Source organism: Paracoccus sp. 08, assembly GCF_024105395.1.
GTDB lineage: Bacteria > Pseudomonadota > Alphaproteobacteria > Rhodobacterales > Rhodobacteraceae > Paracoccus > Paracoccus marcusii.
In genome coordinates this window covers 1-23,597 of record NZ_WEKR01000017.1, presented here as the reverse complement: position 1 = coordinate 23,597, position 23,597 = coordinate 1, and the positions used below count along the sequence as shown (strand labels likewise).

The 23,597-nt window shown below is 68.2% G+C and carries 22 protein-coding genes and 1 pseudogene; 16 read left to right on the top strand and 7 right to left on the bottom strand.

The annotated features are described in order from the left end of the window. Window positions 1–42: 42 nt before the first annotated feature. Entirely contained in the window at window positions 43–720 is a 678-nt protein-coding gene (locus GBO37_RS07785; RefSeq protein WP_252928250.1) for a hypothetical protein, read from the top strand. Here GBO37_RS07785 and GBO37_RS07780 read toward each other — a convergent pair. After that, window positions 686–877, bottom strand: a complete 192-nt coding sequence (locus GBO37_RS07780) for a hypothetical protein (RefSeq protein WP_045984253.1) — start codon at window positions 875–877, stop codon at window positions 686–688. The genes GBO37_RS07785 and GBO37_RS07780 overlap by 35 nt on opposite strands. Window positions 878–970: 93 nt before the next feature. After that, window positions 971–1,558 carry a DUF4174 domain-containing protein gene (locus GBO37_RS07775; protein ID WP_252928248.1) on the bottom strand — a complete coding sequence of 196 codons (588 nt, stop codon included), beginning with the start codon at window positions 1,556–1,558 and terminating at the stop codon, window positions 971–973. 57 nt (window positions 1,559–1,615) lie between these two features. Here GBO37_RS07775 and scpA point away from each other — a divergent pair, with 57 nt between their 5' ends. The 4 genes from scpA (at window position 1,616) to GBO37_RS07755 (ending at window position 6,611) form a co-directional block, all read left to right on the top strand. After that, window positions 1,616–3,748, top strand: a complete 2,133-nt coding sequence (scpA, locus tag GBO37_RS07770; RefSeq protein ID WP_252928246.1) for a methylmalonyl-CoA mutase — start codon at window positions 1,616–1,618, stop codon at window positions 3,746–3,748. A gap of 126 nt (window positions 3,749–3,874) precedes the next feature. Continuing rightward, window positions 3,875–4,699, top strand: coding sequence for a hypothetical protein (locus GBO37_RS07765; RefSeq protein ID WP_045999103.1), 825 nt, complete (start codon window positions 3,875–3,877; stop codon window positions 4,697–4,699). Continuing rightward, window positions 4,696–5,214: a hypothetical protein gene (locus tag GBO37_RS07760; protein WP_252928244.1), complete on the top strand. Its 519-nt coding sequence runs from the start codon at window positions 4,696–4,698 to the stop codon at window positions 5,212–5,214. The genes GBO37_RS07765 and GBO37_RS07760 overlap by 4 nt, the downstream gene beginning before the upstream one ends. A gap of 107 nt (window positions 5,215–5,321) precedes the next feature. Then, complete coding sequence (locus GBO37_RS07755; RefSeq protein ID WP_127898606.1) at window positions 5,322–6,611, top strand: homoserine dehydrogenase; 1,290 nt, start codon at window positions 5,322–5,324, stop codon at window positions 6,609–6,611. Window positions 6,612–6,693: 82 nt separating this feature from the next. Here GBO37_RS07755 and GBO37_RS07750 read toward each other — a convergent pair whose 3' ends face one another. Continuing rightward, window positions 6,694–7,626, bottom strand: coding sequence for a class I fructose-bisphosphate aldolase (locus GBO37_RS07750; protein ID WP_045999101.1), 933 nt, complete (start codon window positions 7,624–7,626; stop codon window positions 6,694–6,696). A gap of 204 nt (window positions 7,627–7,830) precedes the next feature. Between GBO37_RS07750 and GBO37_RS07745 the strand changes: the two genes are divergently transcribed. Next, window positions 7,831–8,091: a hypothetical protein gene (locus tag GBO37_RS07745; RefSeq protein WP_252928242.1), complete on the top strand. Its 261-nt coding sequence runs from the start codon at window positions 7,831–7,833 to the stop codon at window positions 8,089–8,091. Window positions 8,092–8,119: 28 nt separating this feature from the next. On the opposite strand, the gene pgk is transcribed toward GBO37_RS07745, so the two are convergent. Continuing rightward, window positions 8,120–9,322 carry a phosphoglycerate kinase gene (gene pgk / locus GBO37_RS07740; protein ID WP_139085664.1) on the bottom strand — a complete coding sequence of 401 codons (1,203 nt, stop codon included), beginning with the start codon at window positions 9,320–9,322 and terminating at the stop codon, window positions 8,120–8,122. A 176-nt stretch (window positions 9,323–9,498) separates the two neighbouring features. Here pgk and GBO37_RS07735 point away from each other — a divergent pair, with 176 nt between their 5' ends. From GBO37_RS07735 to glmM, 7 genes are all read left to right on the top strand, one after another. Then, entirely contained in the window at window positions 9,499–10,005 is a 507-nt protein-coding gene (locus tag GBO37_RS07735; RefSeq protein WP_042251774.1) for a peptidylprolyl isomerase, read from the top strand. Further along, the gene (locus GBO37_RS07730) at window positions 9,998–10,675 is read left to right on the top strand and encodes a peptidylprolyl isomerase (RefSeq protein ID WP_252928240.1); all 678 of its coding nucleotides are present in this window, start codon (window positions 9,998–10,000) and stop codon (window positions 10,673–10,675) included. Before GBO37_RS07735 ends, GBO37_RS07730 begins: the two co-directional genes overlap by 8 nt. A gap of 174 nt (window positions 10,676–10,849) precedes the next feature. Continuing rightward, a complete protein-coding gene (locus tag GBO37_RS07725) occupies window positions 10,850–13,393 on the top strand; it encodes a putative PEP-binding protein (RefSeq protein WP_252928238.1) in 2,544 nt (847 codons plus the stop codon). A gap of 324 nt (window positions 13,394–13,717) precedes the next feature. Further along, window positions 13,718–14,314, top strand: coding sequence for a cell wall hydrolase (locus tag GBO37_RS07720; protein WP_252928236.1), 597 nt, complete (start codon window positions 13,718–13,720; stop codon window positions 14,312–14,314). 41 nt (window positions 14,315–14,355) lie between these two features. Further along, a complete protein-coding gene (locus tag GBO37_RS07715; RefSeq protein ID WP_252928234.1) occupies window positions 14,356–15,153 on the top strand; it encodes a dihydroneopterin aldolase in 798 nt (265 codons plus the stop codon). A gap of 9 nt (window positions 15,154–15,162) precedes the next feature. Continuing rightward, on the top strand, window positions 15,163–16,152 hold the full coding sequence (folP, locus tag GBO37_RS07710; RefSeq protein ID WP_252928303.1) for a dihydropteroate synthase: 990 nt from the start codon (window positions 15,163–15,165) through the stop codon (window positions 16,150–16,152). Continuing rightward, window positions 16,149–17,492: a phosphoglucosamine mutase gene (glmM, locus tag GBO37_RS07705; protein ID WP_252928230.1), complete on the top strand. Its 1,344-nt coding sequence runs from the start codon at window positions 16,149–16,151 to the stop codon at window positions 17,490–17,492. Before folP ends, glmM begins: the two co-directional genes overlap by 4 nt. 73 nt (window positions 17,493–17,565) lie before the next feature. Here the strand turns inward: glmM and GBO37_RS07700 are convergent, their stop codons facing one another. Both GBO37_RS07700 and dksA read right to left on the bottom strand, forming a co-directional pair. Further along, window positions 17,566–18,684, bottom strand: a complete 1,119-nt coding sequence (locus tag GBO37_RS07700; RefSeq protein ID WP_252928228.1) for an FAD-dependent oxidoreductase — start codon at window positions 18,682–18,684, stop codon at window positions 17,566–17,568. Window positions 18,685–18,756: 72 nt separating this feature from the next. Further along, window positions 18,757–19,179: an RNA polymerase-binding protein DksA gene (gene dksA, locus GBO37_RS07695; protein WP_045984066.1), complete on the bottom strand. Its 423-nt coding sequence runs from the start codon at window positions 19,177–19,179 to the stop codon at window positions 18,757–18,759. Between the two features lie 174 nt (window positions 19,180–19,353). On the opposite strand from dksA, the gene GBO37_RS07690 reads away from it, so the two are divergent. Together GBO37_RS07690 and GBO37_RS07685 are read left to right on the top strand one after the other, a co-directional pair. Next, window positions 19,354–20,196, top strand: coding sequence for a MoxR family ATPase (locus tag GBO37_RS07690; protein WP_252928226.1), 843 nt, complete (start codon window positions 19,354–19,356; stop codon window positions 20,194–20,196). A 105-nt stretch (window positions 20,197–20,301) separates the two neighbouring features. Continuing rightward, window positions 20,302–21,588 carry an O-acetylhomoserine aminocarboxypropyltransferase/cysteine synthase family protein gene (locus GBO37_RS07685; RefSeq protein WP_252928224.1) on the top strand — a complete coding sequence of 429 codons (1,287 nt, stop codon included), beginning with the start codon at window positions 20,302–20,304 and terminating at the stop codon, window positions 21,586–21,588. A 50-nt stretch (window positions 21,589–21,638) separates the two neighbouring features. On the opposite strand, the gene GBO37_RS07680 is transcribed toward GBO37_RS07685, so the two are convergent. Continuing rightward, window positions 21,639–22,619 (bottom strand): SIMPL domain-containing protein, encoded by a 981-nt coding sequence (locus GBO37_RS07680; RefSeq protein WP_252928223.1) that lies wholly within the window; start codon window positions 22,617–22,619, stop codon window positions 21,639–21,641. Window positions 22,620–22,820: 201 nt separating this feature from the next. On the opposite strand from GBO37_RS07680, the pseudogene GBO37_RS07675 reads away from it, so the two are divergent. Beyond that, window positions 22,821–23,597 (top strand): annotated as a pseudogene (locus GBO37_RS07675) (hypothetical protein); the annotation flags it as partial.

The following is a 23,597-nucleotide window of genomic DNA, read 5'->3' as shown; positions in this document are numbered from 1 at the left end:
CTCCTTTCGAAACAGGACGCGCTTGGCGCGGGACGGGTTCCCATGGCTCCGCTTGACCAATGGCTCAGCCCGCAGCTGCAGCAGGCGGTCGTCACCGGCCTTTTTGTGGCCATCGGTTGGATCGTCGTCGCGTCCCAGACCCGCCGCCGCGACGCCACGCTGCGCCGCGCGCGCGAGACCGACCTGCAGCGCGCCCTGCTGGCAGAGATCCGGGCGCATGTCTTTGCCCTGGAGCAGCAGGTGCCGTCGCCGCAGGACGCCGCCCTGCTGGTGTCGCGCATCGAGTCGGGAGATTTCGTGCCGACCCTGCCGCAGCAAGCCAACGACCGCATCTTTGCAGCCGTGATTTCCGACATACACATCCTGCCCGCGCCGGTCATCGACCCGATCGTGCTCTACTATCGGCTGCTCTCGATCATGGGCGCGCTGGCCACCGACCTGCGCCGGATCGCGCGCAGCGACGGCAAGCGGGCGGCGCAGATGATGGCCGATTATCTGGAGCTGATGGAAGAAACCCGCGATACCGGCCTGCAGGCGATGCGGGTGCTGACCGAATGCCTGCGCGGCGGTGCCGACGCGGTCGAGGCGATGCTGGACGAGGACGAGGCGCAGGCCGCGGCACAGATCGGTGCGCGCCTGCCGCAGGAACTGGCGCAGATGCGCGAACGGCTGTCGGCGACCGAGGTCAGTAGCCGATCTTCGGACCCGAGAGACCGGTGATGGGACGCAATCCGATGGCGCGCACGATTTCGTTCGCACGGCTGACGGCGGTCGGTTTCGGCTTTGCTTCGCTGCGCAGCACGGGTGCGTCGGGTCGGGCGGACGCCTTGGGCGCGCGCGGTTGCGACAGGCTGCGGTCGGAACGCGAATTGGCCATGATCAACCCTCCTGCTGATCCGGCAACCGTGCCGGATACCGGTCATGATATAGGGAACGCGCCGCAAATCCACAAGTTTCGCGGCCCTGCGCCTTACCGCATCACGCTGCCGCGCCCGATCTCCTGCCGGCGCAGGGGCAGACGGTCGATGGCGCGGCCGATCTCTCGGGCATCCCATGGGACGGGGCGGCGGATCTTGACCTGTCCGTCCTTGTCGATCAGCACCACCGAGAACCCCTGCGGGCGCAGCTGCTGTCGCCACGCGCTGTTGGCCGACGGGTCGCTGTCGAGGACAAGCACCACGTCGCGCGACGCCAGCGCCCGACCGTCACGGCGCAGCGATGCCACCTGGTCGACAAAGGCCGGGTCGTCCGCAGTGTCGGCAAAGATCACCACGGGGCGCGCCGTCCACAGGAACTGGTCCGGGTTGACCGTCGCGGCGTCCAGCACCTGCGGAGAGCCGTCGTCCAGGGGGGACGCGTCCGGCAACGGGTCGGGCTCGACGCGCTGCGCGACTGGGGGCAGACGGGCGGGGTTGCGTTGCGGCACCGTGTCGCGCGGCCGCGTCGTGGCCGCCGCCCCGTCTGGTGTCCGGACGGCGGCGCCATCCGGCGGGGGGGCGTCGCGCGCGGGGCCCATCGCCGCAAGCGCCATCACGAATATCATAAATTTCAACTTCATCGGCACCTCGTCATGTCTTGAATATAGGGCAGGACCGTCGGCAGGAAAGGATGGATCATGACAAAACCCACGCTGGAGGACTGGCGCAAGCTGGCACAGGGCGAACTGAAGGGGCGCGACCCCGACAGCCTGACCTGGGACACGCTGGAGGGGATCGCCGTCAAGCCGGTCTATACCCGCGACGACCTGGAGGGGATGGACCACCTGGACGGCCTGCCCGGCATCGCGCCGTTCACCCGCGGCCCGCGCGCCACGATGTATGCAGGCCGCCCCTGGACCATCCGGCAATATGCTGGATTTTCCACGGCCGAGGAATCGAACGCCTTCTATCGCCGCGCGCTGGCCGCGGGGCAGCAGGGCGTGTCGGTGGCCTTCGATCTGGCCACCCACAGGGGCTATGACAGCGACCATCCGCGGGTCGAGGGCGATGTGGGCAAGGCCGGCGTCGCCATCGATTCGGTCGAGGACATGAAGATCCTGTTCGACGGCATCCCGTTGGACCGCGTTTCGGTGTCGATGACCATGAACGGCGCGGTCATCCCGATCCTCGCGAACTTCATCGTCACCGGAGAGGAGCAGGGCCATTCCCGTGCCGTGCTGTCCGGGACCATCCAGAACGACATCCTCAAGGAGTTCATGGTCCGCAACACATATATCTATCCGCCCGAACCCAGCATGCGGATAATCGCGGACATCATAGAATACACCTCGGCCGAGATGCCCAAGTTCAACTCGATCTCGATCTCGGGCTATCACATGCAGGAGGCCGGGGCGAACCTGGTCCAGGAACTGGCCTATACCCTGGCCGACGGACGTGAATATGTGCGCGCGGCCATCGCGGCGGGGATGGACGTCGATGCCTTCGCGGGGCGGTTGTCGTTCTTCTTTGCCATCGGCATGAACTTCTTCATGGAGATCGCCAAGCTGCGCGCGGCGCGCCTGCTGTGGCACCGGATCATGTCGGAATTTGAGCCCAAGAAACAGGGCAGCCTGATGCTGCGCACGCATTGCCAGACGTCCGGCGTGTCCCTGCAGGAGCAGGACCCTTACAACAACGTCATCCGCACCGCCTATGAGGCGATGTCGGCGGCGCTTGGAGGCACACAATCGCTGCACACGAACGCGCTGGACGAGGCGATCGCCCTGCCTACGGATTTCAGCGCCCGTATCGCGCGGAACACCCAGCTGATCCTGCAGGAGGAGACGGGCATCACCCATGTCGTCGATCCGCTGGCCGGGTCCTATTACATCGAGAGCCTGACGGCGGAACTGGCGGAAAAGGCCTGGGCGCTGATCGAGGAGGTCGAGGAAATGGGCGGCATGACCAAGGCCGTGGCCAGCGGCATGCCCAAGCTGCGCATCGAGGAGACCGCGGCCCGGCGTCAGGCCCTGATCGACCGGGGCGAGGACGTGATCGTCGGCGTCAACAAGTACCGCAAGGAGGCCGAGGATCCGATCGATATCCTGGACATCGACAACGTCGCCGTCCGGGACAGCCAGATCGCCCGCCTGACCCGCATCCGCGCCACGCGGGACGAGGGCCGCGTCACCGGGACGCTGGCCGAACTGACCCGCCGCGCCCGGGAGGGCGGCAACCTGCTGGAGGCCGCCGTCGAGGCCGCCCGTGCCCGCGCCACCGTCGGAGAGATCAGCATGGCCATGGAAGACGAATTCGGACGCCACCGCGCCGAGGTGCGCACCCTGGCCGGCGTCTATGGCGCGGCCTATGAGGGGGACGAGGGCTTTGCCCAGATCCAGCGCGACGTCGAGGCATTCGCCGTGGAGGAAGGCCGCCGCCCACGCATGCTGGTTGTCAAGATGGGCCAGGACGGTCACGACCGCGGCGCCAAGGTGATCGCCACGGCCTTTGCCGATATCGGGTTCGACGTGGACGTGGGACCGCTGTTCCAGACGCCCGAAGAGGCCGCCCAGGACGCCATCGACAACGACGTCCACGTGATCGGAATCAGCAGCCAAGCCGCCGGCCACAAGACACTGGCACCCAAGCTGATCCAGGCCCTGAAGGATGCTGGCGCCGGCGATATCCTGGTCATCTGCGGCGGCGTGATCCCGCAGCAGGATTACGACTTCCTGCGCCGTGCGGGGGTCAAGGCGATCTTCGGCCCCGGCACGAACATCCCATCCGCAGCCGCGGACATCCTGCGGCTGATCCGCGAGACGCGACCCTGAGATTTGCGTCCCGCGACGGCGGGGGGCCAGCCCCCCGCACCCCCCGTGGCCTGCGCGGAACCGTGAGGTCTGCTTGCCTCGCGGTGCGCGCTGTGAAACCCTGCACCCAAAGCGAATGGGTGAGACATGGACGACGGGCGCAACGGATCGGTCAAGCAGATCATCTGCATCAAGTGGGGTGCCAAGTTCGGTCCCGAATATGTCAACCGCCTGCATGCGATGATCGCCCGCAACATCACGCCGCCCTTCCGGCTGTTCTGTTTCACCGATGACGGGACCGGCCTGCATCCGGATGTCGCTGTGCGCCCGCTGCCCGATTTCGCCTATCAGGCCCCGGTCAACACCCGCGGAAAGTGGCCCAAGTCGCGGTTGTGGGGGGACCTGGGCGACGTCACGGGGGTGGTGCTGTTCCTGGACCTGGACGTGATCGTCACCGGCAGCCTTGACGCGTTCTTCGAACATGGCGATCCGGACGACACGATCCTGGGCCTGAACCCCAACACGCCGTTCGAGAAGATGGGCCAGACCTCGGTATATCGGATGCGGGTCGGCAACCTGGCCCCGCTGCAGAAGATCTTTGCCGCAGACCCACAGGCCGCCGCTGACAAGTACAAGTACGAACAGCGCTTTGTCACCCGCAACGCCCCGGGCGGGGTCAAGTTCTGGCCGCGCGGATGGCTGGCCCATTTCCGCTTTCACTGCGTGCCGACATTCCCCCTGAACTATCTGCGCGATCCCAAGATTCCGCGCGGGACGCGCATCGTGATGTTCCCCGGCAGCCTGAACCCGCCCGACGCGATCCTTGGCCGATGGGACGAGGCCGACGAGGCCCGCGCCCCGCTGGATCACCTGCGCGCGGCCTTCACCGGCCAGCGGCGCGAGGGTTTCCTAAAGCATCTGCGCCATTATGTCCGGCCGACCCCGTGGGTGGCGCAGCTTTGGCGTGAATGATGCCCCTGCCCCGCGCGCCCGATCGTCTGCCCGATGAGATGGCCGCGGCATTGGGCCATGCCGTCGCGGCCTTCGGCTTTCTTGAGGAGGCGCTGAAGCGCGCGATCTTTTCACTGACCCGCAAGGGTCTGGGCCAAGATGCGCAGGACCACGCCCTGGAGGCCTGGCTGCGCCGCATGGAGGAGATTGCCGACGACACCCTGGGCACGCTGATCGACAGCTTTCTGGCCGCCGCCCGCCGCAGCGAGGGGGTCGAGCTGGGTGCGCTGCCACCGACGCTGACCGACCTGCGGCGGATGCGCAATCTGCTGTGCCATGCGTCTTGGCGGCCGGGGGCACGGCCCGGCATGTGGCACCCGACCTTCATCAACACCCGCGGGGAACGCCATCCTCATGACATGGGCGCGGAAGACGTCCTGCAGGTCCGCGACCTGACCCTGCAGGCGGCGCGCCAGGTCGTGTCGGTGATGCGGCGGACCGGGATCGATGGGGAATGGGCGGGCGCCGACCCGTGATCGGTTCGTCGGCACGCATGCCACAGGACCGCGCCGCGACCGCATCGCGCGTTGCAACACGCGGACCGGCGCGCTAACACCCGCAAAATCAAGGATGAGAGGCACTCATGTCGTCCCCCCTCCGCCTCGGCATCGCCGGGCTTGGCACCGTCGGGATCGGTGTCGTCAAGATCGTTCAGAAACACGCCGACCTGCTGGCGATGCGGTCGGGTCGCCCGGTGGCGATCACCGCCGTCAGCGCACGCGACCGCATGAAGAACCGTGACGCGGACCTGTCGTCCTATCGGTGGGAGGCGGACCCGATGGCGGTCGCCACCGCCGATGACGTTGATGTTTTCATCGAACTGGTCGGCGGGGATGCGGGCGTCGCGCGCGACAGCATCGAGGCTGCACTGCGGTCCGGCAAGGATGTCGTGACCGCGAACAAGGCACTGCTGGCCATGCACGGTCAGCACCTGGCCAAGCTGGCCGAGGATCTGGGCCGCGTGATCCGGTTCGAGGCCGCCGTCGCGGGCGGCATCCCGGTGATCAAGTCGATGACCGAGAGCATGGCCGGCAACCGCATCACCCGCGTGATGGGCGTGATGAACGGCACCTGCAACTACATCCTGACCCGGATGGAGAGCGCGGGCCTGCCCTATGACGCCGTCTTCGAAGAGGCCCGCCAGCTTGGCTATCTGGAGGCCGACCCGACGCTGGACGTGGGCGGCATCGACGCGGGCCACAAGCTGGCGATCCTGTCGTCGATCGCCTTTGGCACCCAGGTCAACTTCGACGCGGTCGAGATCGAAGGCATCGAACGCGTCAGTATCGACGACATCCACCGGGCCCGCGACATGGGCTACCGCATCAAGCTGCTGGGCGTCGCGCAGATGACTGCCCGCGGGCTGGAACAGCGGATGTCGCCCTGCCTGGTGCCCGCCGACAGCCCGCTGGGGCAGCTGGTGGGCGGCACCAACATGGTCGTGATCGAGGGCGACAGCGTAGGCCAGATCGTCCTGCGCGGCGCGGGCGCGGGCGAAGGCCCGACCGCCAGCGCGGTCATGTCCGACATCGTCGAGATCGCGCGCGGCGTCCGCATGCCGGTCTTCGGACAGCCTGCCGGATCGCTGACCGCGGCCCAGCCCGCCCGCACGGCCGTGCCCGCAGCCTATTACATCCGTCTGGAGTTGCAGGACAAACCCGGTGCCTTGGCCAAGGTCGCTACGGTCCTGGGCGATGCCGGCATCTCGATCGACCGGATGCGCCAGTACGGCCAGCACAGCCCGGCCAGCGTCCCGGTCCTGGTCGTGACCCACAAGACCACGCCCGAAGCCATCGACTACGCCATCGAGGCCCTGCCCCGCACCGGTGTCCTGGTCAGCGACCCGGTCGAGCTGCGCATCGAGGAAGTGTGAAAAAGGGGGCCATCGGCCCCCGTCCCGCGCCGCAAGGCGCTGATCGCGTCGCGCCCCCGTTTTCGGGGGCGCGTCCGTTTGGTCAGGCGTCCTTGCCCAGATAGATGTCGACCAGCTTGCCCAGCATCGCCAGCGCATCCTCGCGCGACCGCTGAAAGCTGTTGCGCCCGATGATCGAGCCGTTGCCGCCGCCGTCGCGGATCGCGCGCGCGTCGTCATAGACCGCATCGGTCCCCTTGGCCGCCCCGCCCGAGAACACCACGATGCGGCGTCCGCCAAAGCTGGCCTGCATGCAATGCTCGACCCGCTTGGCCTGGCTGGACACGTCGATCGCCTTCTCCTCGTAGACCTTCTTGGCCTCGGGCAGCATCAGGTGGTCGGTCGACAGCTTGATCTTGATGATATGCGCGCCGATCAGCGCCGCGATCTGGGCGGCATAGGCGGCCACGTCGATCGCGGTCTCGCCGTCCTTGGTGATCGCCTCGCCGCGCGGATAGGACCAGATGACGGTCGCCACGCCCTTGGCGGCGGCTTCCTTGCGCATGGCCACGATCTCCTCGAACATGTCCAGCGCCATGTCCGACCCCGGATAGATCGTGAAGCCGATGGCCGCGCAGCCAAGCCGCAGCGCGTCATCCACGGATGCGGTGATCGCCTGGTTCTTGCCCGCCGTGCCCGACATCAGGCTGTTGGCGCTGTTCACCTTCAGGATGGTGGGGATCTGGCCTGCAAAGGTGTCCGCGCCCGCCTCGATCATGCCCAGCGGCGCGGCATAGGCGTTCAGCCCGGCATCGATCGCCAGCTGATAATGGTAATGCGGGTCATAGCCGGCCGGGTTCGGCGCAAAGGACCGTGCGGGACCATGCTCGAACCCCTGGTCCACGGGCAGGATGATCATCTTGCCGGTGCCGGCCAGCTTTCCGGTCATCATCATGCGGGCCAGCTGCGCCTTCACGCCCGGCGTCTCGCCCTCGTAATTGGCCAGGATGCGGCGCACCGTGTCGGTCATCTGCATGGGTCTCTCCTATCATTGTCGGCTGCTGGATAGCATGCGCCGGACCCGCGGCAATGCTGGTTACGCTAACAAATTCAGGCAGATGCGGTTTTCCGCCGCGTCGTGGCGCGAGCGATCCCTAAAAGCTTAATCACAGATGAATCGATTTTCTGACGAATTGTCCGCATCCTGCATGGCAGGGACAGACCCCGACAGGAGGATGCCATGTTCATGACCACGACCCTGGCGCATTATCAGCTGCCGATCTTCGGCATCGGGTCCAGCGCGCTGGAAACCCGCATCGGCGCGGACCAGCGGACGGTCTGGATGCGCCCCATCACGGCGGGTGCCAGCCAGACCGAACTGCTGCCCGCGTACACGGTGCAATCGGCGGAACGCGTCACCCCGCCGATGGCCTATGCCCAGTGGCTCAAGATGCTGTGGGCCTATGAAGACGGCGCCAAGGCCGCCCAGTCCGGAGGCTGAGGCGCGCCGCCACCGGCGCGCCGTTCGCTCAGCGCTTGGCGGCTTCCAGTGCTGCGACGCCCGGCAGGGTCTTGCCCTCCATCCATTCCAGGAACGCGCCTCCGGCGGTCGAGATGAAGGTGAACTCCTCCGCCGCACCCGCCTTGTTCAGCGCCGCGACGGTGTCGCCCCCGCCCGCGACCGACACAAGCTGTCCCTGCGCGGTCAGTTCGGCCGCGGCGCGCGCGGCGGCGTTGGTGGCGGCGTCGAAGGGCTCGATCTCGAAGGCCCCCAGCGGGCCGTTCCAGATCAGCGTCTTGCAGGCGGTCATCGCCTGACGCAACGCCTCGACCGTCTCGGGGCCGGCATCCAGGATCATCGCATCGGCCGGGCACTGATCGACGGGCAGCGTCTCGGATGCCGCGCCTGCCTTGAACTCGCGTGCCACGACGATGTCCACAGGCAGGTGGATCTTGCAGCCGGTGGCATCGGCCTTCTCCAGGATGGCAAGGGCGGTATCGGCCATGTCGCGCTCGGCCAGCGACTTGCCGACCTCGACGCCCTTGGCCACCAGGAAGGTGTTGGCCATTCCCCCGCCGATCACCAGATGGTCGACCTTCTCGACCAGGTTCGTCAGCAGGTCCAGCTTGGTCGAGACCTTGGCACCACCCACGACCGCCATCACCGGCCGTTGCGGATCGCCCAGCGCCGCGTCCAGCGCCTTCAGCTCTGCCTCCATCAGGCGACCTGCACCCGCATACATCAGCCGCGCCAGCCCCTCGGTCGAGGCATGGGCGCGATGGGCCGCCGAGAAGGCATCGTTCACATAAGCACCGCCCAGCGCCGCCAGCGATGCGGCGAAGGTGCCATCGTTCTGTTCCTCGCCTGCGTGAAAGCGGGTGTTCTCCATCAGGGCCACCTGCCCCGGCTGCAGCGCCGCGACGACGCGCTTGGCGGGACCGCCGATGCAGTCGTCGGCGAAGACGACCGGCTGGCCCAGCGCCGCCTCCAGCGCTGGAACGATCTGGCGCAGGCTCATGCCCTCGACGCGCTGTCCCTTGGGGCGATCGAAATGCGCCAGCAGCACGGGGATGCCGCCCTTGGCCTGGATGTCCTTGACCGTCGGTACGATCTTGTCGATGCGGGTGGTGTCGGTGACCTGGCCGTCCTCGACGGGGACGTTCACGTCGACCCGGGTCAGCACGACCTTTCCGTCAAGATCCATGTCGTCGATGGTGTTGAACTTTGCCATGTCGCATCCTTCAGGGTCCAAGAGTTGGCGAACTTGTCCCGCATGGCAGGCGCGGCGTCAACCGCGCCCGGTGGATGCGCGCGCCCCTGCCGGTCGGACCCCATAACGGTTTCGCGCGTTGCGCAGGGCAGCGACAGACCCTAGATCAGGGGTCGCACCTGACAAAGGAGGGCCTCATGGCCGAGATCAAGGACCCGGAAAACACCATCGTCATCCAGCTCAAGGACGGCCCCGTCGTCATCGAGCTGCTGTCCGACGTGGCCCCCAAGCATGCCGAGCGCATGAAGGAACTGGCACGCGCCGGCGCTTATGACAACGTGGCCTTCCACCGCGTCATCGAGGGCTTCATGGCCCAGACGGGCGACGTGGCCCATGCGAACATGGAAAAGGACTACAACCCCGGCCGCGCCGGCACGGGTGGATCGGACAAGCCGGACCTGCCGGCCGAGTTCTCCAAGCTGCCCCATGACCGTGGCACCATCGGCGCCGCGCGGTCGCAGAACCCGAACAGCGCGAACAGCCAGTTCTTCATCAACTTCAAGGACAACCATTTCCTGAACGGCCAGTACACCGTCTATGGCCGCGTCATCGAGGGGATGGAGCATGTCGACAAGATCGCCCGTGGCGAGCCGCCAGTGAACCCGGACCGCATGATCAGCGTCAAGGTGGCCGCCGATGCGTAAGGCCGCGCTGATTCCGGCCCTGCTGATGCTGGGCACCGCCGCGACCGCGCAGGGGACCAACCCGCAGGTCGAGGATACCGACGGCCCGAACATGGTCATCGAGGTTGCCGATGCCGAAGGCACGTCCAAGGGCACGATCGTGCTGGACCTCCGCGAGGATCTGGCGCCCAACCACGTCGCCCGCCTGGTCGAGCTGACGAATTCGGGTGCCTATGACGGCGTGGTGTTCCACCGCGTCATCGACGGCTTCATGGCGCAGACCGGCGACGTCGAGAACGGCCGTCAGGACGGCGACACGGCGATGGCCGGGATGGGCGGTTCCGACCTGCCAGACCTGGAGGCCGAGTTCACCGAACAGACCTTCGACCGCGGAACGGTTGGCATGGCCCGTGCCATGGACCCCAACAGTGCCAACAGCCAGTTCTTCATCGACCTGGCCCCGGCGCCGTTCCTGGACGGTGAATACACCGTCGTGGGTCAGCTGATCGAAGGCTGGGACGTGCTGGACTCCATCAAGAAGGGCGACGCTGCCACCAATGGATCGGTGACCGAGCCCGACTACATGATGACCGTGACCATCGCGGACGGTGACACGGCCGCCCCCGCGGAGGAGGCACCCGCTGCCGACGCCCCGGCCGAGGAAGCCCCGGCGGAAGACGCCGAGGGCTGATCCCCATGCGATCCGATTAGGGGGCCACGGTCYCCTGATCCCCCTCCCTGCGGGGATATCCCTTCTTTCATCGACGATCCGGCGCCATGCGCGAACGCGCCGCATGGTCCTCTGCTGCACTGCCGCATAATGGCCTTGCGGGACTGCGGTCGCCGCCCCTAGGATGCCGGGGTCATGACCAGCGCACCCCCACCCGCCACCGCATTGCAGATCACGCCCTCGGCCCCGATCAGCCGCGAGCTGCATGGGTGGCGTGCGAAATGCCTGCAGCGGCTGGTCCGGATGCAGCTTCCCGTCCCGCGCAGCTTTGCGATCCCTGCCGATACCGTCCGCATGATCGCCCAGGGACGGCGCATCCAGCCCGACGCCCTGTTGGACATCTTTGCGGGCAGCGGCTTGGTCAGCGTGCGCCCCTCGGCCGCGATGCCGGAATGGGGCGGGCCCGGAACCGTCCTGAACGTCGGCGTCAACGATGCGCTGCACGCGCGGCTGGCCGAGGTGATCGGGCGCGACAATGCGGATGCGGTCTATCTGTCCTTCGTCCAAAGCTATGCGATCCATATCGCGCGGCTGGACCCTGACCTGTTCACGCAGGACGGCCCCGATGCCCTGGCGGCCAGCCTGCGCCACTACCAGGACGAGATGGACCAGCCCTTCCCCCAGGACCCCACCGAACAGCTGTCCGAGGTGCTGCGCAGCATGGCGCGTGCATGGGACGGGCCGACCGCCCGCCTGCTGCGTCAGGCCAAGGGTGCGCCCGCCGATGCGCCCTTGGGTCTGGTGGTGCAGGAAATGGCGCTGGCGCTTGGTCCGGGCATCTGCGGATCGGGCACGATCCAGTTCATCGACCCCGTCACCGGCACCCCGCGCGTCACCGGACGCTTTCGCGGCCAGCGCCACGGCGCGACCGTCGGGGCGGGCGCCGAGACGCTGTTCCTGACCCGCGACGACCGCGGCCCCGCGCTGGAGGACACCGCGCCCGAGATCTTTGCCGACCTGGTCCGCTTCGGCATTGCCGCCCGCGAGCGCCTGCGCGAGGAGATGCAGATCGAGTTCGTCGTGACCGAGGGCCGGATCAGCGTCATCGACGCCACCCGCGTGGCCCGTGGCAGCCGCGCCGGCGTCCGCATCGCGGTCAGCCTGGCGCGCGACGGGATCATCCCCCCCGAGGAGGCGCTGATGCGCGTCGAGCCCCGCGCCCTGGCCGACCTGCTGCACCATCAGGTCGACCCGCGCGCGCCCCGCGACGTGATCGCGCGCGGCATCGATGCCAGCCCCGGGGCCGCCACCGGGCGCATCGTCTTTTCCGCCGCCAGCGCGCAATCCGCCCATGCACGGGGAGAACCCTGCATCCTGGTACGGCGCGAAACCGTGCCCGAGGACATCCGCGGCATGCACGCCTCGGTCGCGGTGCTGACCGAGCGGGGCGGCACGACCAGCCATGCGGCGGTGATCGCCCGCGGCCTGGGCCTGCCCTGCATCGTGGGCGCCAGCGGCCTGACGATCGACGCCCGCGCCCGCACCGTGCGTGCCGGATCCCGCATCCTGCACGAGGGCGACGAGATCACCATCGACGGCAGCTCTGGCGAGGTTCTGGCGGGCGCGGCCGTCCTGCTGCCCCCCGCGCTGGACGATGCGTTCACGCAGCTGATGGACTGGGCCGCGGATGCGGGCGGCATGGGCGTGCGCGCCAATGCCGACACCCCCGAGGACGCCCGCGCCGCCCGGCGGTTCCAGGCCCAGGGCATCGGCCTGTGCCGCACGGAGCACATGTTCTTCGACGCCGAACGCCTGCCCGCCATGCGCGAGATGATCTTTGCCGACACGCCCGAGGACCGGCGCCTGTCCCTGGACCGCATCCTGCCCATGCAACGACAGGATTTCGCCAGCCTGTTCGAGATCATGGCAGGCCTTCCCGTCACCATCCGGTTGTTCGACCCGCCACTGCACGAATTCCTGCCCCATGACCGCGAGGGGCTGCGCGAGCTGGCCGAATCGCTGGACCTGCCGCTGTCGGACGTGACCCGGCGCGTGGAGGCGCTGACCGAATTCAACCCGATGCTGGGCATGCGGGGGGTCCGTCTTGGGATCACCGTTCCCGAAATCTATGACATGCAGGCCCGCGCCATCTTCGAGGCAACCGTCCAGGCCAGCCGCAAGGGCGACCCCGTCGTCCCCGAGATCATGATCCCGCTGGTCAGCGCCATGCGCGAGGTCGAGCTGGTCAAGACCCGCATCGACGCCGTCGCGGCCGCCGTCAGGAACGAGATGCGCACCGATTTCACCTATCGCCTCGGCGTGATGGTGGAAACGCCGCGTGCTGCCCTGCGTGCCGGCGACATCGCGGCCCACAGCGCCTTCCTGTCCTTCGGCACGAACGATCTGACGCAGATGACCTATGGCCTGTCGCGCGACGATGCCGGGCGCTTCATGGGGACCTATGTGGGCCAGGGGGTCTATGCCGAGGATCCCTTCCATGTCCTGGATCAGGACGGGGTCGGAGAGCTGTTGCTGATCGGCGTGCAGCGGGCCCGCGCGCAGGCTCCGGGCATCACCCTGAGCGTCTGCGGAGAGCATGGCGGCAACCCCGAATCCATCGCGTTCTGCCATCAGGCGGGCGTGGACTACGTGTCCTGTTCACCCTTCCGCGTGCCGGTCGCGCGGCTTGCGGCGGCGCAATCGGCCATCAGAAACCGCCCGCCTGTGCCCCGGTCGTGATTCTGCAACTGCAAGTTGCTGATTTGGCTGGACATAACATCTGACCCTTACACCCATGTGCCGGAAGTTGCCGGTTTCCGCGCAACGGCGTGGCGGATTGCTGCCCAAAACTGCCCCGAACGGGCCGGTTCCGGGCCTCACGCCGAAGTGGGATGGCACCGCAGATGCCGAAAATCCTAATCACATCGTCAGCCCGCCCGGCGTGACAGACCATCCCTGTCGACCGGGCATTAACGCCCCGTCAACACGGGACCTTGTATAGGACTGTACATGCCCAAGCTGTCGAAACGGCTGGCGCACGCTCTCTTGTGTGCGGCAACAGCCATGCCCCTTCTGACGACCACTGCCCTTGCCGGGGGAAACGGATCGCTTTTTTCCGCCGATACCGGCATGTTCGGCGCTTTGCAAGCCGCCGCGAACGCTCCGCGGCCCACGCCGTTGCTTTATACCGACGCGATGCCCGTCACGGTCGAGATCACTCCCGATGAGCCCGTCGAAACCCTGCATCTGGCCAACACGCGCAAGGTGATTTCCCGCGCCGATCTGGACTGCATGGCAGAGGCCCTCTACCACGAGGCCCGCGGCGAAGGTCGTCAGGGTCAGATGGCCGTGGCCGAGGTCATCCTGAACCGCGTCGACAGCGGCTCCTTTCCCCGCACCGTCTGCGGCGTGATCAACCAGCCCAGCCAATTCAGCTATACCATCGGCGGCGCCAAGCCGATCCGCAACAAGGCCGCCTATCTGCGCGCCCAGGACATCGCGGCCGAAGCGCTGGCCGGCGCACCGCGCCAGCTGACCGGTGGCGCCACCTATTTCCACACTCCGGCGGTCAGCCCGTCCTGGTCGCGCCGTTTCCAGCGCACCGTCCAGATCGGCCGCCACATCTTCTATCGCACCAATCAGCGCGTCGCCTCGAACTGAGGTCTGCGGCGGGGGTTGCCCGCGCCGCGGATTTGCTGTGAATGGCGGATATGGAACATCCCGACCGCATCTTTCTGCGCGACCACGTCCTTTCGGCCGAGATCGGCGCCTTTCAATCGGAACGCGGCCTGGATCAGCGCCTGCGATTCAACCTCACCGTGGATCTGCGAGAGACCGTCGCGGGCAGCGGCGATCATGTCGACGCCGTGCTGTCCTATGACGTACTGACGCAGGCGGTGGATACGGCATTGGCCGATCAGCGCTACAACCTTGTCGAGACGCTGGCCGAACGCATCGCCGCCGAGGTGCTGGCCCATCCCCGCGCCGCCCGCATCACCGTCAGCGTCGAAAAGCTGGACCGCGGTCCGGGCGCCCTTGGCGTGTCGATCATCCGTCATCGGGGCCGCGTGCCCGCCACGGGCGTGGCCGCACAGGTGGCGATCCTTGTGCACGCCCCCGGCGCACCGCTGGCCACGGGGGCGGTCGTGATCGTTCCGGGCGCCCTGCCCATGACCGATGACGGGCCGCATGCCCGCCGCCTGGCGCTGTTGTCGCTGGATCAGGCCGCATGGCGGCTTGGCGGCGACCTGGGCATCGAGGTGGCGGAGACCCGCACCGAACTGGACGCGGCGATCCAGCTGCGCCAGCCGGTGATCTGGGCGCCCACGCGTCTTGCCGCCGATGCCCCGGATGCAGGCGACGGTCCCGACAGCCTTGCGCTGTGGCTGGCGGGGCGTCTTGGGGCCCATCACATCGATTTCGCCGGCCCTGCCGACAGGCCGCTGCCGGTCGTACCGGACGGGTTGGCGGTCAGCGTCGCGCATCTGCGCACCGCCTAACATCCGATGATGCAGGACGGCCTCTACTATCGCCCCATCCCGCAGGATCAGGGCGGCCGTTGGCCCCTCGCCGGGGGGTGGACCAGGTTCACGCATCTGGAATGCCTGCAACGCGGCGCGGCCCCGCGCATCGTCGACAGCGCACCCGATCGCGTGATGGTGGCCCTGACGGCCCCGCGGCCGTCCGTCCTGGGCCTGACGCTGGACCGACCGCGATTGATGGGCATCGTCAATGCGACCCCCGACAGCTTCTCGGACGGCGGCCGGTACGATCCTGCAACCCAAGCGCGTGCCTTGGCGGCGGATGGGGCGGACCTGCTGGACATCGGCGGCGAATCCACCCGTCCAGGAGCCGAGGAGATCGCCGTCCCGGACGAGATCGCCCGCATCCTGCCCGCAATCGACGCCGCCCGCGGCCTGTTGCCAATATCGGTCGATACGCGCAAGGCCGCGGTCGCGCAGGCGGCGCTTGCCGCCGGTGCCGGTATGGTCAACGACGTGTCGGGTCTTGATTTTGATGCGGGACTGGCACCCCTGGTGGCCGGTGCCGGGGTGCCTGTCTGCCTGATGCATGCGCAGGGGCTGCCAGCCACCATGCAGGACGACCCACGTTACGACGACGTGCTGCTGGACGTCTATGATGCCTTGGCCGCACGCATCGACCGGGCGGTCCGGGCGGGCATTCCCGCTGATCGCATCGTGATCGATCCGGGCATCGGCTTCGGCAAGACGGAGGCGCATAATCTGGCGATCCTGCGGCGGATTTCGCTGTATCATGGGCTGGGCTGCCCGATCCTGCTGGGCGTGTCGCGCAAGCGTTTCATCGGCCGGATCGGCGGGGCCGACCTGGCGGCAGAGCGCATGCCCGGCACGCTGGCCCTGACGGTCGCGGCCGTGGCCCAGGGGGTCCAGATCCACCGCGTCCACGATGTCGCGGAACACGCACAGGGGCTGCGCCTGATCGCGGCCCTCAACAAGAACGGGAAGGCAGGGACATGAGCAGGAAGCTTTTCGGCACCGACGGGGTCCGCGGGCGCGCCAACACCTATCCGATGACCGCCGAGATGGCGCTGCGCCTTGGCGCCGCCGCCGGCCGTTATTTTCGCCGCGACGGGCGCAACCGGCACCGCGTGGTGATCGGCAAGGACACGCGCTTGTCGGGCTACATGCTGGAAAACGCGCTGACGGCGGGGTTGACCAGCACGGGCATGAACGTGCTGCTGCTGGGCCCGGTGCCGACGCCGGCCGTCGGGTTCCTGACGCGGTCGATGCGGGCCGATCTGGGGATCATGATCTCGGCCAGCCACAACCCGGCCGAGGACAACGGCATCAAGTTCTTCGGTCCCGACGGCTTCAAGCTGTCCGACGAGGCCGAGGCCGAGATCGAGGCGCTGGTCGCGGGCGCGCTGGACCCCGTCGCCCCGGCCAGCATTGGCCGGGCCAAGCGGATCGACGATGGTCGGGGCCGCTACATGGAATATGCCAAGACGACCTTCCCGGCCAAGCTGCGGCTGGACGGGCTGAAGGTGGTCTTGGACTGTGCGAACGGCGCCGCCTATCGCGCCGCGCCCGACGTCCTGTGGGAGCTGGGCGCGGATGTGATCCCCCTGGGCGTCGAGCCGGACGGATTCAACATCAACGACGGCGTCGGAAGCACGCATCCCCAGGCCTGCGCCGATGCGGTCCGTGCCCATGGCGCGCATCTGGGAATCAGCCTGGACGGCGATGCCGACCGGGTGGTGATCGTGGACCAGACGGGCCGCGTGGCGGATGGTGACCAGATCATGGCGCTGTTGGCCGGGCGGTGGGCCGAACAGGGCCGGCTTGCAGGCGGCGCGCTGGTCGCCACGGTCATGTCGAACCTGGGGCTGGAGCATTACCTGACCGCACGCGGCCTGCGGCTGGAGCGGACGCAGGTCGGTGACCGCTATGTGGTCGAGCGCATGCGCGAGGGCGGCTTTAACCTGGGCGGCGAACAGTCTGGTCATATCGTGATGACCGACTATGCCACCACCGGCGACGGGCTGGTGGCCGCGATGCAGGTGCTGGGCGCGATGGCCGAGACGGGTCGGCCGGCAAGCGAACTGGTCGCGCAGTTCGAACCCGTGCCGCAGATGCTGAAGAACGTCCGCTATGCCGCGGGTGCCGATCCGCTGGCGGCCGAGCCGGTCAAGCGCATGATCGCGGATGCGGAGGCGCGGCTGGCCGGGTCTGGCCGGGTGCTGATCCGGAAGTCGGGGACCGAGCCGCTGATCCGGGTGATGGCCGAGGCCGAGGACGAGGCCGTCCTGCGCGAGGTCGTCGACGGCATCGTCGCGGCGGTCGAACGCGCGGCCTGAGCTGCGTCCCGCGGTGGCCGGGGGGCTATGCGCCCCCCCGGCCCCCCCGTCGCGGAGGGGTGCCGATGGCGGATCAGGGTATTTGTCCCACGGGATCGAAGTCATAGAGCCAGTCGAAACGGCCGGGCATCAGCGACGGCGCCAGACGGTCCGCCACGCGCAGCACCGAATGCGCGCCGATCCGCATGACACCCCCGAAATGATAGTTGCGGGCATTGGCGTTCGCCGCATCGACGATGCGGGTCACGCGCGGCTGGCGCAGCGTCTGATAGCGGGCCAGGGCCTGCGGCTGATCCGGGATCGCATCCAGGCAGGCGGCAAGCGTCCAGGCGTCCTCGATGGCCATGCCTGCGCCCTGGGCCAGAAAGGGCAGCGTCGGGTGGGCCGCATCGCCCAGCAGGGCAAGCCGGTCGTCATGCCAGCGCGCCGCGACCGGATGGCGGAAGAGACCCCACAGATGCGTATGGTCCACCTGGGCCAGCCAGCCCGGCACCGGCCCGCCCATGCCCGCAAAGGCCGCGCGCAGGCGGTCGGGGTCGCCGGGATGGGACCAGCCCTCGTCCTGCCAGTCCGGGCGTTCCTCGACGGCCACGATGTTGCGCAGGCCGCCGGGCAGCGGATAGCTGACCAGATGCCTGCGCGCGGCCATGAAGACCTGCGCGACGGGCGCGCCTCCGGGATCGGGGATCAGGGCGCGCCATGCGGTCTGGCCGGTGAAGAACGGCACCTGCTGGCCGTTCAGTGCTGCCCGATACGTGCTGCGCAGCCCGTCGGCGGCGATGGTCAGGCAATCGGCATCAGCCGCCGTCACGCCAAGCTGGATCGTCACGCCCGCCTGCCGTGCCGCATCGGCCAGCAGACCGATCAGCCGGGCGCGGTGGATCAGCAGAAAGCGCGCCTCCGGGCGGTGCGCCCGAAGGTCCATGCGCAGCACGCGCCTCCCGCGTTCGTCGTTCAGCTGTACCGCGTCCGTGCGCAGCGCGGTGCCATCCAGCGCGGTTCCCAGGCCAAGCGCATCCAGCACCCGCACCGCATTGGCCGAGATCTGGATCCCCGCGCCGACCTCGCCCAGTTCGGGCGCGCGTTCCAGGACCGTGACCTGCGCCCCGCGTCGCGCCAGGGCCAGCGCCGCCGTCAGGCCGCCGATTCCGGCGCCGATGACGGTCACGGGGCGGTTCTCAAGCGCGGACATGGATCGGACCTCCGGATATGACAAGGCCCCGCACCGGGCGGGGCCTGGCGCGGCGCGGCGCTGACGGATGGATCAGTCGTCGCGGTGAACGCGTTCCTTGCGCTCGTGACGCTCCTGCGCCTCCAGCGTCATGGTTGCGATGGGACGGGCATCCAGACGACGCAGGCTGATCGGCTCGCCGGTCATCTCGCAATAGCCGAAATCGCCGGTCTCGATGCGGCGCAGCGCGGCGTCGATCTTGCTGACCAGCTTGCGCTGACGGTCGCGGGTACGCAGTTCCAGCGCGCGGTCGGTCTCCTCGCTGGCGCGGTCGGCCAGATCGGGAACGCTGCGGGCGCTGTCCTGCAGTCCTTCCAGGGTCTCGGCCGACTGGCTGAGCAGTTCCTGCTTCCAGGCCTCGAGCTTCCGCCGGAAATATTCGAGCTGACGCTCGTTCATGAAGGGTTCGTCCTCGGCGGGACGATAATCCTGGGGAAGGAAGGTCTGGGCTTTCATTACGTCCTCCGGCGGCGCCGGGCGGAGCAAAATTACCGGCACCTTGCGCGGTCCCTTAAAGTATGACGTGCTGCTTGTCACTAGGGTTCAGGGCGCTAATGATGCGCGGCGTGCAATTCGCCGCAACTTTGCGGGCAGTTGCGGCCAAGCACCTTGCGCTAAAGGAGAGTTTTCATGCAGTTCACGGGAACCGACCGCTATGTGGCCCCGCCCGACCTGGCCCTGGCGGTGAACGCCGCCATCACGCTGGAACGCCCGCTGCTGGTCAAGGGAGAGCCCGGAACCGGAAAGACGGAGCTGGCCCGGCAGGTCGCCGCCAGCTTGGGCATGCCCATCATCGAATGGCACGTGAAGTCCACGACCAAGGCGCAGCAGGGGCTGTACGAATACGATGCGGTCAGTCGGCTGCGCGACAGCCAGCTGGGCGACGCGCGGGTGAACGACGTGTCGAACTATATCCGGCGGGGCAAGCTGTGGCAGGCCTTTGCCGCCCCCGCACGGGTCGTGCTGCTGATCGACGAGGTCGACAAGGCCGATATCGAGTTTCCGAACGACCTGCTGCAGGAACTGGACCGGATGGAGTTCCATGTCTACGAAACCGGAGAAACGGTGCGCGCCGCGCACCGGCCCGTGGTCATCATCACCTCGAACAACGAAAAGGAGCTGCCGGACGCGTTCCTGCGGCGGTGCTTTTTCCATTATATCCGGTTTCCCGATGCCGCGACCCTGCGCGCCATCGTCGAGGTGCACCACCCGGGGCTGAAACCCCGCCTGCTGGACAGCGCGCTGTCCCAGTTCATGGAGTTGCGCGACGTGCCGGGGCTGAAGAAGAAGCCCTCGACCAGCGAGTTCCTGGACTGGCTGAAGCTGATCCTGGCCGAGGACCTGTCTCCCGAGGATCTGGCCCGCGATCCTGCGACGATGCTGCCCAAGCTGCACGGCGCGCTGCTGAAGAACGAACAGGACGTGGCCCTGTTCGAGAAGCTGGCCTTCATGGCGCGCCGCCAAGGCCGCTGAGGAGAGGATTTCCCCTGCCCCGGTCCCCCGCCGGAGAAGCCTTTTCCCGATTGCCGCCCGCCCGGCCCGGCGACTAGGCTTGCGCCACATCGGAGGGAGGACACCATGAGCGATCAACAGGGTTTCGACACGCGGGCGATCCATGCGGGGGCGGCCGCCGATCCGGCGACCGGGGCGCGGCAGGTGCCGATCTATCAGACGACGGCCTATGCCTTCCGCGACGCCGACCACGCCGCGCGCCTGTTCAACCTGCAGGAGGTCGGATACATCTATTCGCGCCTGACCAACCCGACCGTCGCGGCGCTGCAAGCGCGCGTCGCGGCGCTGGAGGGGGGTGCGGGCGCGGTCTGCTGTTCGTCGGGCCATGCGGCGCAGATCATGGCGCTGTTTCCGCTGATGGCGCCCGGGCGCAACATCGTGGCCTCGACCCGGCTCTATGGCGGCACGGTGACCCAGTTCAGCCACACGATCCGGCGGTTCGGATGGTCGGCCAAGTTCGTCGACTTCGACGACCCCGGGGCGCTGCGCGCGGCGATCGACGACGACACGCGCGCGGTCTTCTGCGAATCGATCAGCAATCCCGGCGGGTCGGTCACCGACATCCCGGCGGTCGCGGCCATCGCGGATGCGGCAGGGATCCCGCTGATCGTCGACAATACGCTGGCCACCCCCTATCTGTGCCGCCCGATCGAGATGGGCGCGACGCTGGTCGTTCACAGCTTGACGAAATACATGACCGGCAACGGCACGGTCACCGGCGGCGTGGTCGTGGACAGCGGCACCTTCGACTGGTCCGCCAGCGACAAGTTTCCCAGCCTGTCGGCCCCGGAACCTGCCTATCACGGGCTGAAATTCCACGAGACCTTCGGCAACATGGCCTTCACCTTCCACGGCATCGCCATCGGGCTGCGCGATCTGGGCATGACCATGAACCCGCAGGGCGCGCATTACACGCTGATGGGGATCGAGACGCTTGGCCTGCGGATGGAACGCCATGTCGCCAACGCGCAGAAGGTCGCCGCCTGGCTGGAGGCCGACGACCGGGTGGAGCGGGTGACCTATGCCGGCCTGGACAGCTCTCCGTGGAACGCGACGGCGCGCCGGCTGTATCCCAAGGGCGCCGGGGCGCTGTTCACCTTCGCGATCAGGGGCGGCTATGCGGCGGCGGTCAAGCTGGTCGATGCGTTGTCGCTGTTCAGCCATGTGGCGAACCTGGGCGATGCGCGGTCGCTGGTGATCCATTCGGCCTCCACCACCCACCGCCAACTGACCGAGGATCAGCAGCGCGCTGCCGGTGCCGCCCCCGAGGTCGTCCGCCTGTCGGTGGGCATCGAGGATGCGGACGATCTGATCGCCGACCTGGATCAGGCCCTGGCCAAGGCCACGGCCTGACGAAACGGGCCGGGGGTCGCCCCCCGGCCCGTCCCTGCATTGTCGTCCGGTCAGTTCGCCGGGGTCTCGGGCAGCGGCTCGACGATGCCGGGCACGATCGGTTCGTCCGGCGCGGGCGCGCCGTCGCCGGGCATCGGCGGATGAACGGGGCTGCCGTCAGGCCCGCCCGCCGGACCACCCGCGGGACCTCCATGTTCGGGGCCACCATGCTCAGGCCCACCATGCTCGGGGCCGCCATGACCGCGGTCGCCGTGATGCATGCCCATGCCGTGCGGCGGCATCGGCGCACAGGCACCCTCTCCGGCCAGCGCGTATTCGATCTCGACCTGGGCGGCCATCTCGACCTCTCCGGCCTGGACGGGCACGGCATCGGCCATCGCGGCCTCCATGCGCATCATCGGGCGCGGTCCGCCCGTGCCGGTCTGAATGTCGCGCAGCGTCAGCACCGGGCCCAGGTCGACGCCCGCCGCCTCTGCCAGCAGCTCGGCCTTGCGGCGTGCGTCGGTCACCGCATCGCGGCGGGCCTGATCCTGCGCCTCGGCGCCATCCTCGCGGCTGAAGGTGATGCCGTTTATCTCATTGGCACCCGCGGTGACGATGGCATCCAGAACCTCGCCCAGACGGGCCAGGTCGGACACGCGCACCGCAACGGTGTTCGTCGCCTGATAGCCGGTGACGGTCGGGGCCTGGTTCTCGCCATACTGCATCAGCGGGTTCAGGTTCAGCCCCGAGGTCTGGATCTGCGCCTCGTCGATCCCGGCACCGGTCAGCGCCTCGATCACCGCGCTCTGCTGGGTGCTGTTCTGCTCCATCGCGGCGGCGGCGCTGTCGGCCTGTGTGGTCACGCCCAGCTGGACGGTCGCCATGTCGGGGGCGATGCGGGACTGCCCCTCGCCGGTGACGGTCAGGCGCGACGGACCGGCCGGACCGCAGGCCATGGGCGCGGCAAGGGCGGGGGCGGCCATCAGGGCGGTCATGGCCACGGACAGGGCCAGCCGTCTGGCAGGGGGGGCACGGAAGATCGGTCGCATCAGGGGATCCTTTCTGATCGCGTGTTCGCTCAGGCGTTGATGCCCTGACCGATGCCCGCTTCCTAGCCCTTTCACGCGCAAAACCGATCACAGATATGGCAGTTCTTCTTTCAACGTTCCACAATTTGCGGTAGTGGTGATTGGTGAACAACGACGTCGCGGGCACGACCACGCGACGCACCCCGAGCAGTGAAGACAGCCATGAACCAGCACGCCGCGCCACCCGAATTCGCCATGAGCTTTACCCAGGAGGCGGTCCGGCTGGAATGCCGCAACGGCCCGGATTGGCGGCCCCTGGGCCATGCCCGCTTCGCCGGCGGCGACATGGCCGCCGTGCTGAACGGGCTGCGCGAGCAGGCGGGCGGCCAGGCCGGGGAACTGGACACGGTCCTGGTGATCCCCGACGATCAGATCCTGTACACGGTGCTGACGGTCCCCTTCGGCTCGGACACCGCTGCAACCATTGCGCGCGCGCTGGAGGCGTCGACCCCCTATCGGGCCGAGGAACTGGCCTTCGACTGGTGCCCCGCCACGAACGGTGACATCGAGACGTTGCGTGTGGCCGCCGTCGCCCGCCGCACCCTGCACGAGGCCGAGGATTTCGCCCGCGCCCAGGGCTTTCGCCCATCCGGATTTCAGGCGCGGCCGGGCGACGACCGGTTCCAGGGCAATCCCGATTTCGGCCCCTCGCGGCTGGTGCAGGAACAGTACAACCGCCGGCCCTTCAGCGAGCCGGTCCTCAGCCAGGCGCGCGTGACCGCCCCGCAGATCGAGATCGAACAGCCCATCGTCGCCGCGGTGCCGGTCATCTCGCGCATCATCCCGCATGTGGTCGCGGTCCCGGCAGCGGTCGCGGTCCAGCCCGCCACCGACACCGTCGCGCCCCCGACGGTTGAGACGCCTGCCGCGGTGATCCGCCACGGCAGCGGGCCTCTGACCGCAAAGCGCCTGTCGCCTCGCGCCGAGGCCGTGCACAGC

Excerpts from the sequence above, each read along its gene's own strand:
- GBO37_RS07785 (WP_252928250.1), top strand. The coding sequence starts at position 43 with ATGGCTCCGCTTGACCAATGGCTCAGCCCGCAGCTGCAGCAGGCGGTC.
- GBO37_RS07780 (WP_045984253.1), bottom strand. The coding sequence starts at position 877 with ATGGCCAATTCGCGTTCCGACCGCAGCCTGTCGCAACCGCGCGCGCCC.
- GBO37_RS07775 (WP_252928248.1), bottom strand. The coding sequence starts at position 1,558 with ATGAAGTTGAAATTTATGATATTCGTGATGGCGCTTGCGGCGATGGGC.
- scpA (WP_252928246.1), top strand. The coding sequence starts at position 1,616 with ATGACAAAACCCACGCTGGAGGACTGGCGCAAGCTGGCACAGGGCGAA.
- GBO37_RS07765 (WP_045999103.1), top strand. The coding sequence starts at position 3,875 with ATGGACGACGGGCGCAACGGATCGGTCAAGCAGATCATCTGCATCAAG.
- GBO37_RS07760 (WP_252928244.1), top strand. The coding sequence starts at position 4,696 with ATGATGCCCCTGCCCCGCGCGCCCGATCGTCTGCCCGATGAGATGGCC.
- GBO37_RS07755 (WP_127898606.1), top strand. The coding sequence starts at position 5,322 with ATGTCGTCCCCCCTCCGCCTCGGCATCGCCGGGCTTGGCACCGTCGGG.
- GBO37_RS07750 (WP_045999101.1), bottom strand. The coding sequence starts at position 7,626 with ATGCAGATGACCGACACGGTGCGCCGCATCCTGGCCAATTACGAGGGC.
- GBO37_RS07745 (WP_252928242.1), top strand. The coding sequence starts at position 7,831 with ATGTTCATGACCACGACCCTGGCGCATTATCAGCTGCCGATCTTCGGC.
- pgk (WP_139085664.1), bottom strand. The coding sequence starts at position 9,322 with ATGGCAAAGTTCAACACCATCGACGACATGGATCTTGACGGAAAGGTC.
- GBO37_RS07735 (WP_042251774.1), top strand. The coding sequence starts at position 9,499 with ATGGCCGAGATCAAGGACCCGGAAAACACCATCGTCATCCAGCTCAAG.
- GBO37_RS07730 (WP_252928240.1), top strand. The coding sequence starts at position 9,998 with ATGCGTAAGGCCGCGCTGATTCCGGCCCTGCTGATGCTGGGCACCGCC.
- GBO37_RS07725 (WP_252928238.1), top strand. The coding sequence starts at position 10,850 with ATGACCAGCGCACCCCCACCCGCCACCGCATTGCAGATCACGCCCTCG.
- GBO37_RS07720 (WP_252928236.1), top strand. The coding sequence starts at position 13,718 with ATGCCCCTTCTGACGACCACTGCCCTTGCCGGGGGAAACGGATCGCTT.
- GBO37_RS07715 (WP_252928234.1), top strand. The coding sequence starts at position 14,356 with ATGGCGGATATGGAACATCCCGACCGCATCTTTCTGCGCGACCACGTC.
- folP (WP_252928303.1), top strand. The coding sequence starts at position 15,163 with ATGCAGGACGGCCTCTACTATCGCCCCATCCCGCAGGATCAGGGCGGC.
- glmM (WP_252928230.1), top strand. The coding sequence starts at position 16,149 with ATGAGCAGGAAGCTTTTCGGCACCGACGGGGTCCGCGGGCGCGCCAAC.
- GBO37_RS07700 (WP_252928228.1), bottom strand. The coding sequence starts at position 18,684 with ATGTCCGCGCTTGAGAACCGCCCCGTGACCGTCATCGGCGCCGGAATC.
- dksA (WP_045984066.1), bottom strand. The coding sequence starts at position 19,179 with ATGAAAGCCCAGACCTTCCTTCCCCAGGATTATCGTCCCGCCGAGGAC.
- GBO37_RS07690 (WP_252928226.1), top strand. The coding sequence starts at position 19,354 with ATGCAGTTCACGGGAACCGACCGCTATGTGGCCCCGCCCGACCTGGCC.
- GBO37_RS07685 (WP_252928224.1), top strand. The coding sequence starts at position 20,302 with ATGAGCGATCAACAGGGTTTCGACACGCGGGCGATCCATGCGGGGGCG.
- GBO37_RS07680 (WP_252928223.1), bottom strand. The coding sequence starts at position 22,619 with ATGCGACCGATCTTCCGTGCCCCCCCTGCCAGACGGCTGGCCCTGTCC.